This window comes from Aggregatibacter sp. oral taxon 513, assembly GCF_018128305.1.
In the GTDB taxonomy this organism is placed as follows: Bacteria; Pseudomonadota; Gammaproteobacteria; order Enterobacterales; family Pasteurellaceae; genus Aggregatibacter; species Aggregatibacter segnis_A.
Genome location: NZ_CP072381.1, coordinates 438,062 through 453,709 on the forward strand (window position 1 = coordinate 438,062; position 15,648 = coordinate 453,709).

Below are 15,648 nucleotides of genomic sequence, written 5' to 3' on the forward strand. Positions count from 1 at the left end.
AGATGCCGATTCTGTATGCTGAAAATTTAGCGAAAAGCTATAAAAACCGCCAAGTGGTTTCTGATGTCAGTTTAACGGTGCATTCAGGCGAAATCGTTGGCTTATTAGGTCCGAATGGTGCCGGTAAAACCACAACTTTCTATATGGTGGTGGGATTGGTGAATCATGATCAAGGCAAGATTCGCATTGATGATGAGGATATCAGTCTGTTGCCAATGCATAACCGCGCACAAAAAGGTGTTGGTTACTTGCCGCAAGAAGCCTCTATTTTTCGCCGTTTAAGCGTGTATGAAAATTTGATGGCGGTATTGGAAATACGTAAAGATTTGACCGCACTTCAACGCCAAGAAAAAGCAGATGAGCTGATTGAAGAATTTAACATCGGACATATTCGCGATAGTTTGGGGCAATCTTTATCCGGTGGTGAACGTCGCCGCGTAGAAATCGCACGTGCTTTAGCCGCCAATCCTAAATTCATTTTGTTAGATGAGCCTTTTGCCGGCGTCGATCCAATTTCCGTGATTGATATTAAGAAAATTATTAAAGATTTACGCGATCGTGGTCTTGGCGTGTTGATTACCGATCATAACGTACGTGAAACCTTAGATGTGTGCGAACGTGCTTATATTGTGAGTGCTGGCAAGATGATTGCAACCGGCACACCAACTGAAATTATGAATAACAAATTGGTGAAAGACGTTTATTTAGGCGCCGATTTCCAGCTGTAACCTATGAAATTTACTGAGTTATTAACGCCAGAAACCATTCGTCAAGGAATGATTTCTTCCAGCAAAAAACGGGTTTTTGAGTCTATTGCGCGTATCGTGGAAGAACAATTACACATGGAAAATGGCGAGCAATGCTGTTTTGATTGTTTGTTTACCCGTGAGAAATTAGGTAATTCCGGTTTAGGTGGTGGGGTTGCCATGCCGAAAGGGAGACTCCCTAATAGTGGCAAACCCATAGGTGTATTTATTCAATTAGAAAGTCCCGTTGACTATGACGCTGCAGACAAACGTGAAGTGGATTTAATTTTCGCAGTGTTGGTCCCTGAAAATATGTGTGGCGATTACATTCAGCATTTGCCGACATTGGCCGAGAATTTAGTGGACAAATCCTTATGTAAACAGCTTCGGGCTGCTAAAAGTGCGGATGAAATTTGGGGCGTTTTTTCACATTATGATCAATGCGAGTCGGAAGAAATAGAGGCTGATGAGGAAGATTCTGCTTCATTAGCACCGGAATCCGGTTCTGAAGAATAAAGAAAAATGGTTTAACGAGGAAATTATGGAAATTATCATTATTAGCGGTCGTTCCGGTGGTGGAAAATCCGTTGCATTAAGAGCCTTAGAGGACATGGGGTATTATTGCGTAGATAATTTACCATTAGATTTGGTTCCGCAATTAATCAATATTCTTTCTGTTAATCAACACGCTGTTGCGATTAGTTTGGATATTCGTAATTTGCCAACGTCACCTGCAGTATTGGAAAAGACGATTGCGCATATTCAACAAGAACATAACGTTAAAATCATTTTTTTGGATTCCGATAAAACGACATTGGTTCGCCGTTATAGCGATTCTCGCCGTTTACACCCCTTATCCACGCAAGATCTTTCTCTGGAAGCCGCTATCGACGAAGAAAGTAAACATCTTGAACCACTGATTCAACAGGCAAATATCATCATTGATACAGGATCATTGTCCACACATGAATTGGCCGAGCGTTTACGCGAATTTTTGCGTGGGCATTCCGATACCGAATTGAAAATTGTAGTGGAGTCCTTTGGTTTTAAATACGGCATTCCGTTGGATGCGGATTATGTTTTTGATGTCCGTTTTTTACCTAATCCCCATTGGAATCATGCACTAAGACCAATGACAGGTTTGGATCAGCCGGTGGCGGAATTTCTCGAAAAACACAATGAAGTGCATCAATTTATCTATTTAACCCGTTCTTATATTGAAACTTGGTTGCCGATGTTGGAGCAAAATAACCGCAGTTATTTGACCATTGCAATTGGTTGCACCGGCGGTAAACATCGTTCTGTTTATGTTGCCGAGCAATTAGGTAAGTATTTCCAAGATAAAGGCAAAAACGTCAGTATTTTGCACCGCTCTTTGGAAAAACATAAAAAACAATAAATTATTTTTTTTCGATTTGGCTGATTTGACTGATGATTTCACCATCAGTCAAACGTGTTCTTATTTGCTCCCCAATCTTGACCTCATTAATCGATTTAACTGTGCCATACTTAGCGTTTTGCGTGATCGAGTAGCCACGCGCCAATACTTTTAACGGACTTAAACTATCTAGCTTGCCGCATAAATGTGCCAGTTGTTTTTGCTGAAGTCCCAGCTTCAAATTCATTTCAGAATTTAACCGCACTTTGAGTTGTGCCAATTGTTGTTCGTGCTGTTGTATCCGTAGTGGCAGCGGATTTTTATATAATCTGGTAGAAAGTGCGGTCAGATTTTCCGCCGTTTTTTGCCAACGATGGTACAAACTTTGTTGTAAACGATGGCGTAATTGTGTGATTAATTGTTGTTGAATACGGAGCTGTGATTGCGGATGACGATGCTGTAAACGCAAGGAGAGGTGTTGTAATTGTTGCTTCTTCTCGGCAAAGATTCGATCTAAAGCAATTTCAATTCGTTGCTGACGATATTGTAATTGTTGCATCAATTCGGTTTGGTTGCGACTGACGAGTTCTGCCGCTGCAGAAGGGGTTGGCGCGCGTAAATCGGCAACAAAATCAGCGATAGTCACATCAGTTTCATGCCCTACTGCACTGATGATGGGAATGGCAGAATGGAAAATGGCGCGCGCCACTTTTTCTTCGTTGAAACACCATAAATCCTCTAAGGAGCCACCACCACGCCCAACAATGAGTACATCGACTTCTTGCCGTTGATTAGCAAGTTGAATCATCTGCGTAATTTCAGTTGCTGCACCTTTACCTTGTACCGCCGTTGGGTAAATGATGACTTTCAAGCTTGGGTCGCGACGTTGCAAAATATGTAAGATATCTTGCAGCGCCGCACCGGTTTGAGAGGTAATAATACCTACCGCTTTACTAAAGTGCGGTAGGTTTTTTTTGTGATTTTGAGCGAATAATCCTTCTGCCGCCAGCTTTACTTTCAAGGCTTCAAACTGCTGCATAAGCAGGCCATCGCCGGCGAGGTGCATGCTTTCGATAATCAGTTGATAATCACCGCGTGGCTCATACAAACTGACGGAAGCACGAACCAACACTTGCATGCCATTGGTTGGACGAAAGCTCACGCGAAGATTTTTCATGCGGAACATGGCGCAACGCACTTGGGCATTTTCGTCTTTTAAACTCAAATACCAATGACCGGAAACCGGCTGGGTAAAATTAGAAATTTCCCCGGTAAGCCAAACCTGCCCAAGTTGATTTTCTAACATCAAGCGAACGGATTGGTTTAGCTGACTGACGGAATAAATATTATCGCTCATTCTCTTTATCGTTTTTTAGTGCTCGTGCAATAGTGCCCAGCCATCATCCAGCCAGTTACAAATGCTGTCAAAGAGCGCATGAAGAGAAAGCTCTCCGTCTTTTTCAATCAATTGAGTTAAGAAAGTGTAATCAACGTTTTCGCCATCGGCTAATTTTTTCAGTATTTCAGCCTCAGCCTGATTTAACTCATCAAGCCATTCGCCATTGGCGTAAATACGCAACGGGTTTTCCGTATAAACTAATTTGCAGTTGTTATCTTGTTGCAATTTGCCGCCGAGTTTAAAGATTTCAGCCACATCATCAAGATCGGTGAATTCACCTACATCCAGTAATTCATAACGTCTTTGACTTACTGTGGTTGCCAAAGCATGCTGGAACAGTTGATCAAATTGTTTCGATTGAGACAGTTGTTGCAAGAATTGGTGTTTTAATTCCTGCACTGTTGCTGTGTCGAGTTTACCGGTATTTTGGATTTCAGGTGTTAAACGGAATGGGATATTCAGCTCACTCACGTCTAGATTTGGATGACAAAGGTTACGTTCTAAGTTGTCAATTAATTCGCTCGTGTTTGGGTAACGTAAACCGAAAGAAACCGTTAAACAATCATCTTGTGCCACACCGTAATGGGAGAGTCTGGAAGGCACATAAAGTACATCTCCCGGCGCCATTACTTCATCTAAAATTAATTCACCCATATCATCAAAAATACGAATAGGTTGATTAGGTTTAAATTCAGTTGTTGGTTCGCACCATTTACCTAATTGCCAGCGGCGATGCCCGTAAGCCTGCACAAGGAAAACATCGTATTCATCGTAATGTTTCCCAACGGATCCGCCTTGCGGCGCAAAGGAAACCATAATGTCATCGCGCTGCCATTGTGGGATAAAACCGAATTTATTCCATAAATTGCCAAGTTGCGGTGACCATTGCTCCAAGTTTTGGACTAAAACGGACCATTTCTCCGGCATGTTTTTAAAGTCTTCATCGGATAACGGACTGGTAAACAGTTCCCAATTATCTTCGCTATGTTGCTTGATTAAACGAGCAACGACCTCTTCTGTTTGGGCGAGTTCTAAAATGTCATCAGGTTCTAATTGACCGACAATTTCTGGCAATCCGCCACGAATTAAGAGTGGTTTTTTTTGCCAGTAATCACGTAAGAAAATTTCTGGGGTAATATCTTGGGGTAAGCAGAATTTGCTCATATACATTCCTTCTTTGTGTTGTGCTATTTTTTCTTGGCCTGTTCTTCTGCACGTTTGCGCCGAATTTCTTTTGGATCAGCTAAAAGCGGACGATAGATTTCAATGCGATCGCCCTCTTTTAATTGATCGTTTAGTTTTACAGGTCGGCTAAAAATACCAATTTTATTGGTGCGTAAATCAATGTCATTGAATTGCTGCAAAATGCCGGATTGCACAATTGCTGTTTGTACCATTGTGCCCTCATCGACGCTAAAGGTTTTTAGATAATGATGATCGGGGAAGGCATAGGTAATTTGAATATTAATTTTATTAGCCATAAATTTATTTTGCTCTTGGTTTTAAGATATCAATCATTATAGATAAATGGGTGAAAATTTGACCGAAAGAAAATGTTACTGATGGAGTTGAAAATTCGATCATGTGGAAATTAATTTTTTCATTCTATGTTGCTGGGGCTTTTTGCTTTATGGCAAATTCAAATGATGGTCAATTCACTGCATTTTATTGATTGATTTCCCCCCATTGTATTACAGGTCGTAAACTTTTGTCGAATGTCTACGGTGTCTATTTCCAATTCACTGCCAAATTTCACCGCACTTTAATATGACATGTGTTCGTTGATGTTATTGAAGCAATAATTTGAGAAGATATCAATTGTCTATAACTCAATAAATTTCTTGTGTTATGAATGCCTAGAAATTAACAAGAATTATTAGGAAAATTGGTATATAAAAAAAGACACTATATTATAGGCAGAGTGTTGAGAAAACATGAGGAGATTGAAATGAATTGGATTTGGTTTGCGATAGGCTCCGCATTTTTTGCAGGATTAACCGCGATTTTAGGAAAGTTAGGTGTTGAAGGATTAAACAGTAATTTAGCCACATTTATTCGTACCGTAGTAATTTTATTTGTTGTCATAACAATTATTTCAATACGAAATGAATGGCAATTACCTCAACATATTGCTACTAAACCGGTAATTTTTCTCGTGTTGTCCGGTGTTGCTACCGGGCTTTCTTGGCTTCTATATTATCGAGCTTTACAACTTGCGCCGGCTTCTTGGGTTGCGCCTATTGATAAATTAAGCGTGGTAATTGCGATTATATTAGGGGTAACTCTTTTAGGTGAACCACTTAGTATGAAATTGCTTGTTGGCGCAGGGTTAATTCTTTCCGGTGTGTTGGTGTTAGCATTGTAAAACGCCCTGAAAAACGACCGCACTTTTAGCATGATTCATAAAAAAATAGCTCCCATTGGGAGCTATTTTTATGTTGAGTGTAAAGGATTAGCCTTTGTAGTTGTAAATGTGGGCAACTAAGTCTAATACTTTGTGTGAATAACCGGTTTCGTTATCGTACCAAGAGACAAGTTTTACGAAAGTGTCGGTTAATGCGATACCTGCAGCGGCGTCAAACACAGAAGTGAATGAACAACCGTTGAAGTCGGTAGAAACAACCGCATCTTCCGTGTAGCCTAAAACGCCTTTCATTTCGTTTTCAGAAGCACGTTTTAACTCTGCGCAGATTTCTGCGTAAGTTGCCGGTTTTTCAAGGTTAACGGTTAAGTCAACAACAGATACGTTTGGAGTTGGAACACGGAACGCCATACCGGTTAATTTGCCGTTTAATGCAGGAATAACTTTACCTACAGCTTTTGCTGCACCGGTAGAAGATGGGATGATGTTTTGTGCCGCACCACGACCACCGCGCCAGTCTTTTGCAGACGGACCGTCAACAGTTTTTTGTGTTGCTGTGGTTGCGTGAACAGTGGTCATTAAACCGTCTTTGATACCGAATTTGTCGTTGATAACTTTTGCTAATGGCGCTAAACAGTTCGTTGTACAAGACGCGTTAGAAACGATGTCTTGGCCTTTATAAGCATCAAAGTTTACACCACGTACGAACATTGGTGTGCTGTCTTTGGATGGACCGGTTAACACCACTTTTTTCGCACCTGCAGTGATATGTTTACGAGCAGTTTCATCTGTTAAGAATAAACCGGTTGCTTCAACTGCAACATCAACACCGATTGCGCCCCAGTTAAGGTTTGCCGGATCACGTTCAGCTGTGACACGGATAGTTTTGCCGTTTACCACTAGGTTGCCGTCTTTCACTTCGACAGTGCCATCGAAACGACCATGAGTTGAATCGTATTTCAACATGTAAGCCATGTATTCAACGTCGATTAAGTCGTTGATACCTACAACTTCGATGTCATCACGATGTTGTGCTGCGCGGAATACGATACGGCCGATACGACCGAAACCATTGATACCAATTTTAATAGCCATAAGATTTCACCTTATATTTTTAAGTTAAACGAAAAGGTTAAATTCGGTAGAAATGAAAATATCCGCCTACCAATTTTGTGTGAGATTATAGCACGCTTTCCCAACCTTGAGAAAGTATCTGTTCTCAGATAAATAGAAAAACACGCTCAAAAATTCTGTAAAAAATGACCGCACTTTTGCTGATTTTTTATTGGGTTAGAGGCATAATAAACAAAATTATTGACGAGAGAATCATTATGTTACAAGGCAATTTATATATTATCTCCGCGCCGAGTGGTGCCGGAAAATCATCGTTAATCGCAGCGCTATTGAAACAAAACAATCTGCATCAAATGATGGTGTCCGTTTCTCATACTACCAGACAACCCCGTCCGGGTGAGGAGGAGGGCGTACACTATTATTTTGTTTCTCATGATGAGTTCGAAAATTTAATCGAACAAAATGCATTCTTAGAATATGCCAAAGTTTTTGGTGGCAATTATTACGGCACTTCTTTGTTTGCGATTGAAGAAAATTTAGCCAAAGGGATTGATGTGTTTCTTGACATCGATTGGCAAGGGGCTCAACAAATCCGTGAAAAAGTTCCTAATGTAAAAAGTATTTTTATTTTGCCTCCATCATTAAACGAACTAGAAAAACGTTTAATTGGGCGCGGACAAGACAGTGCGGAAGTGATTGCTGACAGAATGGCAAAAGCCATCAGTGAAATTTCCCACTACAATGAATTCGATTACGTCATCGTGAACGATAGTTTTGAGCAGGCGCTGGCTGACTTACAGGCAATCTTGCGCGCAGAGCGATTAACCTTGACGCATCAGCAGCAAGAAAATCAAGGCTTGATCGAACAATTGCTGGAAAAATAAGGCATGTTTTAGTATCATGTCCGCCCTTTAGATTCATATTAGATTTAGCAAACTGGAGTAATTTATGGCTCGTGTAACCGTGCAAGATGCAGTAGAAAAAATTGGTAACCGTTTTGATTTAATTTTAACCGCTGCTCGTCGTGCAAGACAATTACAGCTACATGCGCGCGAACCGTTGGTGCCGGAAGATAACGACAAACCAACCGTAATTGCGTTGCGTGAAATTGAAAAAGGCTTGATTAATAACGAAATTTTAGATGCTCAAGAACGCCAAGAACATTTGGCGATGGAAAGAGCTGAAGTGAACGCCGTTTCTTTATTATCCGAATAAAGTGCGGTCAAAATTAACCACGTTTTTTTAATTAGGCGGGTGTGTTTTGTATTTATTCGAAGGTTTACATCATATTATTCAGGGGTATTTGCCACCTGAGCAAATTGAATTGGTTAAACGTGCATTTGTGATTGCTCGCGATGCACACGAAGGACAAGCACGCTCTAGCGGTGAGCCCTATATCACCCATCCTGTCGCCGTGGCGTCTATCATTGCTGAAATGCGATTAGATCATGAAGCTGTTATGGCGGCTTTGTTACATGATGTCATTGAAGATACGCCTTATACCGAAGAACAGTTGAAAGATGAATTCGGCGCTAGTGTGGCCGAAATTGTTGAAGGTGTATCAAAGCTCGACAAACTCAAATTCAGAACGCGTCAAGAAGCGGAAGTGGCGAACTTCCGCAAAATGATCCTGGCAATGACCAAGGATATTCGCGTTGTTCTTATCAAACTTGCCGACCGTACCCATAATATGCGCACGCTTGGCGCATTGCGTCCTGATAAACGTCGTCGTATCGCTAAAGAAACGTTAGAAATTTACGCCCCTCTAGCGCATCGTTTGGGTATCGAACACATCAAAAATGAACTGGAAGATCTTGGCTTTGAAGCCATGCATCCGCAGCGTTATGCCGTTCTGCAAAAAGTTGTGCAAATCGCACGCGGTAATCGCAAAGATATGATTGAGCGTATTTCGGCAGAAATTAAAGGCCGATTAGACGATGTGGGCATTCAAGCACGCGTGTTTGGACGTGAGAAACATCTCTATGCCATTTACCAAAAAATGCGCTTAAAAGATCAGCAGTTTCATTCCATTATGGATATTTATGCGTTCCGTACCGTCGTAGATAATTTGGATACTTGCTATCGCGTCTTGGGGCAAATGCACAGTCTTTATAAACCACGTCCTGGGCGGGTAAAAGATTACATTGCTGTGCCAAAAGCGAATGGCTATCAGTCGTTGCATACGTCAATGATTGGTCCACACGGTGTACCCGTGGAAGTGCAAATTCGTACCGAAGAAATGGACCAAATGGCTGAAATGGGCGTGGCGGCACATTGGGCTTATAAACAAGGTGGACGCAACGACAGCACAACGGCACAAATTAAAGCGCAACGCTGGCTACAAAGTTTAATCGAGCTACAACAAAGTGCGGGTAACTCGTTTGAATTCATTGAAAGTGTAAAATCCGAATTCTTCCCGAAAGAAATTTATGTTTTTACCCCGAAAGGGCGGATTGTTGAATTGCCAAAAGGCGCAACACCGGTCGATTTTGCCTACGCGGTGCATACGGATATAGGCAAAAACTGTGTGGCCGCAAATGTGGATCGCAAACCGTATCCGTTATCCCAAGCGCTGGAATCCGGGCAAACCATTGATATTGTCACTTCACCGAATGCTAAGCCGAATGCCGCATGGCTGAATTTTGTGGTTACCGCCAAAGCCCGTTCAAGTATCCGTCATGCATTGAAAAATTTACGTCATGATGAAGCCGTTGAATCCGGTAAACGTCAACTCGTACATGCTTTGAGTCCAATTAAATTAGATGATCTCACCCCTGAATATGTACGAAATGTATTGATCGATCTTAAATTAGCCGATTTGGATGATTTATTTATGGAAATCGGTTTAGGTAACCAAATGAGCAGCGTGATCGCGCACCGCTTGTTAGGGGAATCTATCGAAATTGATACAGATGGCAATCCGGACAACAATAGCAGTCCATTAGAAATCAATGCGAATGGCGGTTTATTGACCACGTTTGCACAGTGTTGTCATCCGGTGCCGGGTGACCCGATTATTGCTTACGCCAGTCCGGGTAAAGGCTTGGTTATTCATCATGAAGCTTGCTCAAACCTGAAAGATCGCAAAGATAATCCAAAACATTATATGTCTGTTGATTGGGAAAAAAGTAGCGCTCAACTTGAATTTGAAGCGGAACTGCGTATTGAAATGCTCAACCAACAAGGCACATTACCGCATCTGATGTCCGCTATTTCGTCTATGGACAGTAATATTCAAAGTATTTGGACGGAAGAGCAGGAAGGGCGTTTGTATCAAATCGTCGTGCTTTTGACGGTTAAAGATAAAAAACATCTCGAACAAATTATTCGTAAAATTAAAGCTATTCCTGAATTAATCAGCATTGAACGTAACATTAATCAATAAATGAATACCCAATTATTAGACGCGATTCCGCTTACAGCCATTTCCGGTGTTGGTGCCGCGATAGCGGAAAAGTTAGGCAAATTGGGTATTTTTAATTTACAGGATTTGCTATTTCACCTTCCCCTTCGTTACGAAGATCGCACCCGAATCACGCCTATTGCCGATTTACAGGCTGACCAGTACGCCACGATTGAAGGCGTAGTCCAAAGCGCAGAGGTGCAATTTGGCCGTCGCCCCATGCTTATGGTTTACCTTTCTGATGGCACATCCAAATTAGCATTACGTTTTTTTAACTTTAATGCCGGCATGAAAAATAGCCTACAGCCCGGCGCTCGGGTGAAAGCTTTTGGCGAAGTACGCCGTGGGCGTTTTATGGCAGAGATTCATCATCCTGAATATCAAATTATTCATGATAATAAGCCTCTCATTTTGGCGGAAACGCTAACGCCTATTTATCCTGCCACAGAAGGATTAAAACAAACGTCATTGCGTAAATTAATTGCGCAAGCTTTGTTAGTATTAGAGAAAACGCCTTTAGCTGAGTTACTGCCTGCAGGGTTTAATCCCCATCCTTTTGATTTGAAATCGGCGATTCAATTTTTGCATAATCCGCCGCCGGATATTTCGTTGGCCACCTTAGAAGAAGGCAAACACCCAGCACAACAGCGCCTGATTTTTGAAGAATTGTTGGCATATAATCTTGCGATGCAAAAAGTGCGGTCAGGAATTCAAGCAAATTTAGCCGAGTCTTTAACTCCTCGATCCAATTTAAAACAACGTTTTTTAGCTCAGTTGCCTTTCCAACCAACGAAGGCACAGCTGCGGGTGACGGAAGACATTGAGCAAGATATCGCTCAGACTTACCCGATGATGCGGTTGGTGCAGGGGGATGTAGGATCCGGTAAAACTTTGGTCGCGGCACTGGCGGCGTTGACGGCAATCGATAATGGCAAACAAGTGGCGTTAATGGCACCAACGGAGATTTTGGCGGAACAGCATGCTACGAATTTCCGCTGTTGGTTTGAGCCGCTTGGTATTCAAGTCGGTTGGTTGGCAGGAAAAGTCAAAGGGAAGCAGCGCACTGCCGAGCTGGAAAAAATAAAAAACGGTACGGTTCAAATGGTGGTGGGGACACACGCCCTATTCCAATATGAAGTCGCATTTCATAATCTGAGTTTGGTGATTGTGGATGAGCAACACCGTTTTGGTGTACACCAACGTTTAATGCTGCGTGAAAAAGGTAATCAAGCAGGCGTTTATCCTCACCAACTTATTATGACCGCTACACCGATTCCACGCACGCTTGCCATGACCGTGTATGCTGATTTAGACACCTCAATTATTGATGAACTGCCACCCGGACGAACACCGATTACGACCATTGCCATTTCTGAAGAGCGTCGTGCGGAAATTATCGAGCGGGTCAATGTGGCCTGCACACAGGAAAAGCGGCAGGCTTATTGGGTTTGTACCCTGATTGATGAATCGGAAGTGCTGGAAGCTCAGGCTGCGGAGGCGGTAGCAGAAGATCTTCATAAAATCTTACCGCACTTGCGTATTGGCTTAGTCCATGGGCGGATGAAACCAAGTGAAAAACAAGCCGTCATGGAGCAATTCAAGCTTGCCGAGCTAGATTTGTTAGTTGCCACCACAGTGATTGAAGTAGGCGTGGATGTGCCAAATGCCAGTTTAATGATCATTGAAAATGCTGAGCGTTTAGGACTCTCCCAGCTTCATCAGCTTCGCGGGCGAGTGGGGCGAGGAAGTACAGCCTCTTTTTGTGTCTTGATGTATAAACCGCCACTTGGCAAAATTTCGCAGAAACGCCTGCAAGTCATGCGGGATACGCAAGATGGCTTTGTTATTTCGGAAAAAGATCTCGAAATTCGTGGTCCGGGCGAAGTGCTTGGTACGAAACAAACCGGCATAACCGAATTCAAAGTGGCAAACCTTATGCGTGATCGTAAAATGCTCCCAACCGTCCAATTTTATGCTAAACAATTGGTACTCAAATATCCGCAAACAGCAGAATTGCTCATTCGCCGATGGCTTAATAATCGAGAGATTTATAGCAATGCCTGATTCGATTTTTGCTCGTTTTACTTGGCAACCCGAAGAGGCGCCAGAGGTTCAGAACATTCCCCTTTACGTTCAGCATTGGTTATTTGAAAAAGGCTCGCTGACTGCTAAGTTGAAGCAACATTGCCATCAATTTGAGGTGAAAGTGCGGTCGGAAAAATGGATAGAAAAAACATTTGAAAATGAGACCGTACTTTTGTCCGAGGGAGTTTACTGGTGTCGTGAAGTGGTATTGCATGGTGATGGAAAACCTTGGGTGGCAGCGCGTACGTTAATTTCTAAAGGGTTATTTACCCATTATCAATCACTGTCCACATTAGGCGATAAGCCGATTGGGGAATGGCTTTTTGCATTGTCGCCGCAACGGTTGGGGACTCAATGGGCACAAGATTCGGCAGGTGGTTTATATGCACGCCGTTCGCTATTCTTAGTGCAAGAAATGCCGTTGCTCATTAGCGAGCTTTTCCTTGAGAACAGCTTGATAAGCGAATAAAATTACGCAAATTTTTATATAAAATGACCCATGAATATTCAATCCAAACCCACCATTCTTTTTTTTGATTCAGGCGTTGGAGGCTTGAGCGTATATCAGGAAGTTAAACAGCTTCTGCCAGATTATCATTATTTATATTGTTTTGATAACGCTTATTTTCCTTATTCTGAAAAGCCTGAAGACGGTATTGTTGAGCGTACGCTAAAGATTTGCCAACGTATCGACAATATGCACCCTTTAGATCTTATTGTTATCGCCTGTAATACAGCAAGTACGGTGGTTTTGCCGGTATTGCGTAAACATTTTTCCATTCCTATTGTTGGTACGGTACCGGCGATTAAACCTGCGGCAGAACAAACGCAAAGCAAGCATATTGGATTGCTTGCTACTAAGGGAACGGTAAAACGTCAATATTTATCGGATTTAATTGATAAATATGCCTCTTTTTGTCAGGTCGAGAAAATTGGCAGTACAAAATTAGTGGAGTTGGCAGAGCTCAAGTTGCATGGATATCCTATTGATTTAAATGAGATAAAAGCAGAATTGAGCGAATGGGAAAATATACCTGATTTGGATGCTGTCGTACTGGGATGTACGCATTTCCCGCTGATTAAATCTGAAATTCAGCAATGTTTACCGCAAGTTAAGTATTTTATTGATTCCGGCGCGGCAATTGCGAAACGGGTGAAATCTTTACTTAAAGACGTAAAAGTGCGGTCAAAAAATCAAATAAATTCTCAAGTGTTTTGTACTAAGCCGCTTGTAAAAGAAGATAGCCTATTAGAGCTTATTCATTCATTGGGCTTTGAAAAATTAACTTTATTGGATTTTGATAGCGAAATTTTGTTCGAATTTAACAAAAAATAATCAGTTAAAAAATATTTTGCAAAAAATCGCAAAAAGGGGTTGCAAGGTCGTGATAAATGCCTATAATACGCCCCCACAACGACGCGCCGTTGTAAAGCATAAAACCGCGCGTCGTTTTTTGTTCTTTAACAATCAATCAGACAAACTGTGTGGGCACTTGAAGATTCGTTTTTATCATTAAAGATTTTAAAATTGAACTGAATAGTGCTACGAAAAACGTTTATTTATTTATAGATAGATTACTTGGCTAGCAGTATTGAGCGATTAAACTTTTTGAACTGAAGAGTTTGATCATGGCTCAGATTGAACGCTGGCGGCAGGCTTAACACATGCAAGTCGAACGGTAACAGGAGAAAGCTTGCTTTCTTGCTGACGAGTGGCGGACGGGTGAGTAATGCTTGGGAATCTGGCTTATGGAGGGGGATAACGACGGGAAACTGTCGCTAATACCGCGTAGAGTCGAGAGACGAAAGTGCGGGACCGCAAGGCCGCATGCCATAGGATGAGCCCAAGTGGGATTAGGTAGTTGGTGGGGTAATAGCCTACCAAGCCGACGATCTCTAGCTGGTCTGAGAGGATGACCAGCCACACCGGGACTGAGACACGGCCCGGACTCCTACGGGAGGCAGCAGTGGGGAATATTGCGCAATGGGGGCAACCCTGACGCAGCCATGCCGCGTGAATGAAGAAGGCCTTCGGGTTGTAAAGTTCTTTCGGTATTGAGGAAGGTTGTTGTGTTAATAGCACGACAAATTGACGTTAAATACAGAAGAAGCACCGGCTAACTCCGTGCCAGCAGCCGCGGTAATACGGAGGGTGCGAGCGTTAATCGGAATAACTGGGCGTAAAGGGCACGCAGGCGGACTTTTAAGTGAGGTGTGAAATCCCCGGGCTTAACCTGGGAATTGCATTTCAGACTGGGAGTCTAGAGTACTTTAGGGAGGGGTAGAATTCCACGTGTAGCGGTGAAATGCGTAGAGATGTGGAGGAATACCGAAGGCGAAGGCAGCCCCTTGGGAATGTACTGACGCTCATGTGCGAAAGCGTGGGGAGCAAACAGGATTAGATACCCTGGTAGTCCACGCTGTAAACGCTGTCGATTTGGGGATTGGGCTTTAAGCTTGGTGCCCGAAGCTAACGTGATAAATCGACCGCCTGGGGAGTACGGCCGCAAGGTTAAAACTCAAATGAATTGACGGGGGCCCGCACAAGCGGTGGAGCATGTGGTTTAATTCGATGCAACGCGAAGAACCTTACCTACTCTTGACATCCATGGAATCTTGTAGAGATATGAGAGTGCCTTCGGGAACCATGAGACAGGTGCTGCATGGCTGTCGTCAGCTCGTGTTGTGAAATGTTGGGTTAAGTCCCGCAACGAGCGCAACCCTTATCCTTTGTTGCCAGCGATTTGGTCGGGAACTCAAAGGAGACTGCCGGTGATAAACCGGAGGAAGGTGGGGATGACGTCAAGTCATCATGGCCCTTACGAGTAGGGCTACACACGTGCTACAATGGCGTATACAGAGGGCGACGAAGCCGCGAGGTGGAGTGAATCTCACAAAGTACGTCTAAGTCCGGATTGGAGTCTGCAACTCGACTCCATGAAGTCGGAATCGCTAGTAATCGCGAATCAGAATGTCGCGGTGAATACGTTCCCGGGCCTTGTACACACCGCCCGTCACACCATGGGAGTGGGTTGTACCAGAAGTAGATAGCTTAACCTTCGGGGGGGCGTTTACCACGGTATGATTCATGACTGGGGTGAAGTCGTAACAAGGTAACCGTAGGGGAACCTGCGGTTGGATCACCTCCTTACCAAAGATAGACTCGACTTTAAGTGTTCACACAGTTTGTTTGATGGTTGT

Annotated in this window: 14 protein-coding genes and 1 rRNA gene; 11 read left to right on the forward strand and 4 right to left on the reverse strand. The window is 42.9% G+C overall.

The genetic code is table 11. The annotated features are described in order from the left end of the window. Positions 1–2: 2 nt before the first annotated feature. Genes lptB through rapZ form a run of 3 tightly spaced genes read left to right on the forward strand, consistent with a single transcriptional unit; the run spans position 3 to position 2,145 of the window. Positions 3–728, forward strand: a complete 726-nt coding sequence (lptB, locus tag J5A60_RS02290) for an LPS export ABC transporter ATP-binding protein (protein WP_212510446.1) — start codon at positions 3–5, stop codon at positions 726–728. Between the two features lie 3 nt (positions 729–731). After that, the gene (gene ptsN, locus J5A60_RS02295) at positions 732–1,262 is read left to right on the forward strand and encodes a PTS IIA-like nitrogen regulatory protein PtsN (RefSeq protein WP_212510447.1); all 531 of its coding nucleotides are present in this window, start codon (positions 732–734) and stop codon (positions 1,260–1,262) included. A 25-nt stretch (positions 1,263–1,287) separates the two neighbouring features. Continuing rightward, positions 1,288–2,145: an RNase adapter RapZ gene (gene rapZ, locus J5A60_RS02300; RefSeq protein ID WP_212510448.1), complete on the forward strand. Its 858-nt coding sequence runs from the start codon at positions 1,288–1,290 to the stop codon at positions 2,143–2,145. A gap of 1 nt (position 2,146) precedes the next feature. Here the strand turns inward: rapZ and xseA are convergent, their stop codons facing one another. The 3 genes from xseA to J5A60_RS02315 are packed head-to-tail and all read right to left on the reverse strand — an operon-like array spanning position 2,147 to position 5,004. Next, positions 2,147–3,481, reverse strand: a complete 1,335-nt coding sequence (xseA, locus tag J5A60_RS02305; RefSeq protein ID WP_212510449.1) for an exodeoxyribonuclease VII large subunit — start codon at positions 3,479–3,481, stop codon at positions 2,147–2,149. A gap of 15 nt (positions 3,482–3,496) precedes the next feature. Further along, positions 3,497–4,687, reverse strand: a complete 1,191-nt coding sequence (locus J5A60_RS02310; protein WP_212510450.1) for a cupin domain-containing protein — start codon at positions 4,685–4,687, stop codon at positions 3,497–3,499. 23 nt (positions 4,688–4,710) lie between these two features. Next, positions 4,711–5,004, reverse strand: a complete 294-nt coding sequence (locus J5A60_RS02315) for an RnfH family protein (RefSeq protein WP_006717277.1) — start codon at positions 5,002–5,004, stop codon at positions 4,711–4,713. Positions 5,005–5,471: 467 nt separating this feature from the next. On the opposite strand from J5A60_RS02315, the gene J5A60_RS02320 reads away from it, so the two are divergent. Further along, complete coding sequence (locus tag J5A60_RS02320; protein ID WP_048748987.1) at positions 5,472–5,888, forward strand: EamA family transporter; 417 nt, start codon at positions 5,472–5,474, stop codon at positions 5,886–5,888. Between the two features lie 87 nt (positions 5,889–5,975). Here the strand turns inward: J5A60_RS02320 and gap are convergent, their stop codons facing one another. Then, positions 5,976–6,980 carry a type I glyceraldehyde-3-phosphate dehydrogenase gene (gene gap, locus J5A60_RS02325; protein ID WP_006717279.1) on the reverse strand — a complete coding sequence of 335 codons (1,005 nt, stop codon included), beginning with the start codon at positions 6,978–6,980 and terminating at the stop codon, positions 5,976–5,978. Positions 6,981–7,216: 236 nt separating this feature from the next. Between gap and gmk the strand changes: the two genes are divergently transcribed. From gmk to J5A60_RS02360, 7 genes are all read left to right on the forward strand, one after another. After that, entirely contained in the window at positions 7,217–7,843 is a 627-nt protein-coding gene (gene gmk, locus J5A60_RS02330) for a guanylate kinase (protein ID WP_212510451.1), read from the forward strand. Between the two features lie 64 nt (positions 7,844–7,907). Next, on the forward strand, positions 7,908–8,174 hold the full coding sequence (rpoZ, locus tag J5A60_RS02335; protein ID WP_048748994.1) for a DNA-directed RNA polymerase subunit omega: 267 nt from the start codon (positions 7,908–7,910) through the stop codon (positions 8,172–8,174). Between the two features lie 46 nt (positions 8,175–8,220). Further along, entirely contained in the window at positions 8,221–10,344 is a 2,124-nt protein-coding gene (gene spoT, locus J5A60_RS02340) for a bifunctional GTP diphosphokinase/guanosine-3',5'-bis pyrophosphate 3'-pyrophosphohydrolase (RefSeq protein WP_212510452.1), read from the forward strand. Then, positions 10,345–12,426 (forward strand): ATP-dependent DNA helicase RecG, encoded by a 2,082-nt coding sequence (recG, locus tag J5A60_RS02345; RefSeq protein WP_212510453.1) that lies wholly within the window; start codon positions 10,345–10,347, stop codon positions 12,424–12,426. After that, positions 12,419–12,916, forward strand: a complete 498-nt coding sequence (locus J5A60_RS02350) for a chorismate lyase (RefSeq protein WP_212510454.1) — start codon at positions 12,419–12,421, stop codon at positions 12,914–12,916. Before recG ends, J5A60_RS02350 begins: the two co-directional genes overlap by 8 nt. A gap of 30 nt (positions 12,917–12,946) precedes the next feature. Continuing rightward, a complete protein-coding gene (murI, locus tag J5A60_RS02355; protein WP_212510455.1) occupies positions 12,947–13,783 on the forward strand; it encodes a glutamate racemase in 837 nt (278 codons plus the stop codon). 275 nt (positions 13,784–14,058) lie between these two features. Further along, positions 14,059–15,598: ribosomal RNA gene (locus J5A60_RS02360) — 16S ribosomal RNA — on the forward strand. The last annotated feature ends 50 nt before the right edge of the window (positions 15,599–15,648 follow it).

What these genes read in the sequence shown, in the direction of transcription:
- gmk (WP_212510451.1), top strand. Translation starts at nt 7,217, where the DNA reads ATGTTACAAGGCAATTTATATATTATCTCCGCGCCGAGTGGTGCCGGA.
- xseA (WP_212510449.1), bottom strand. Translation starts at nt 3,481, where the DNA reads ATGAGCGATAATATTTATTCCGTCAGTCAGCTAAACCAATCCGTTCGC.
- gap (WP_006717279.1), bottom strand. Translation starts at nt 6,980, where the DNA reads ATGGCTATTAAAATTGGTATCAATGGTTTCGGTCGTATCGGCCGTATC.
- rapZ (WP_212510448.1), top strand. Translation starts at nt 1,288, where the DNA reads ATGGAAATTATCATTATTAGCGGTCGTTCCGGTGGTGGAAAATCCGTT.
- ptsN (WP_212510447.1), top strand. Translation starts at nt 732, where the DNA reads ATGAAATTTACTGAGTTATTAACGCCAGAAACCATTCGTCAAGGAATG.
- J5A60_RS02320 (WP_048748987.1), top strand. Translation starts at nt 5,472, where the DNA reads ATGAATTGGATTTGGTTTGCGATAGGCTCCGCATTTTTTGCAGGATTA.
- J5A60_RS02350 (WP_212510454.1), top strand. Translation starts at nt 12,419, where the DNA reads ATGCCTGATTCGATTTTTGCTCGTTTTACTTGGCAACCCGAAGAGGCG.
- lptB (WP_212510446.1), top strand. Translation starts at nt 3, where the DNA reads ATGCCGATTCTGTATGCTGAAAATTTAGCGAAAAGCTATAAAAACCGC.
- J5A60_RS02310 (WP_212510450.1), bottom strand. Translation starts at nt 4,687, where the DNA reads ATGAGCAAATTCTGCTTACCCCAAGATATTACCCCAGAAATTTTCTTA.
- murI (WP_212510455.1), top strand. Translation starts at nt 12,947, where the DNA reads ATGAATATTCAATCCAAACCCACCATTCTTTTTTTTGATTCAGGCGTT.
- rpoZ (WP_048748994.1), top strand. Translation starts at nt 7,908, where the DNA reads ATGGCTCGTGTAACCGTGCAAGATGCAGTAGAAAAAATTGGTAACCGT.
- recG (WP_212510453.1), top strand. Translation starts at nt 10,345, where the DNA reads ATGAATACCCAATTATTAGACGCGATTCCGCTTACAGCCATTTCCGGT.
- J5A60_RS02315 (WP_006717277.1), bottom strand. Translation starts at nt 5,004, where the DNA reads ATGGCTAATAAAATTAATATTCAAATTACCTATGCCTTCCCCGATCAT.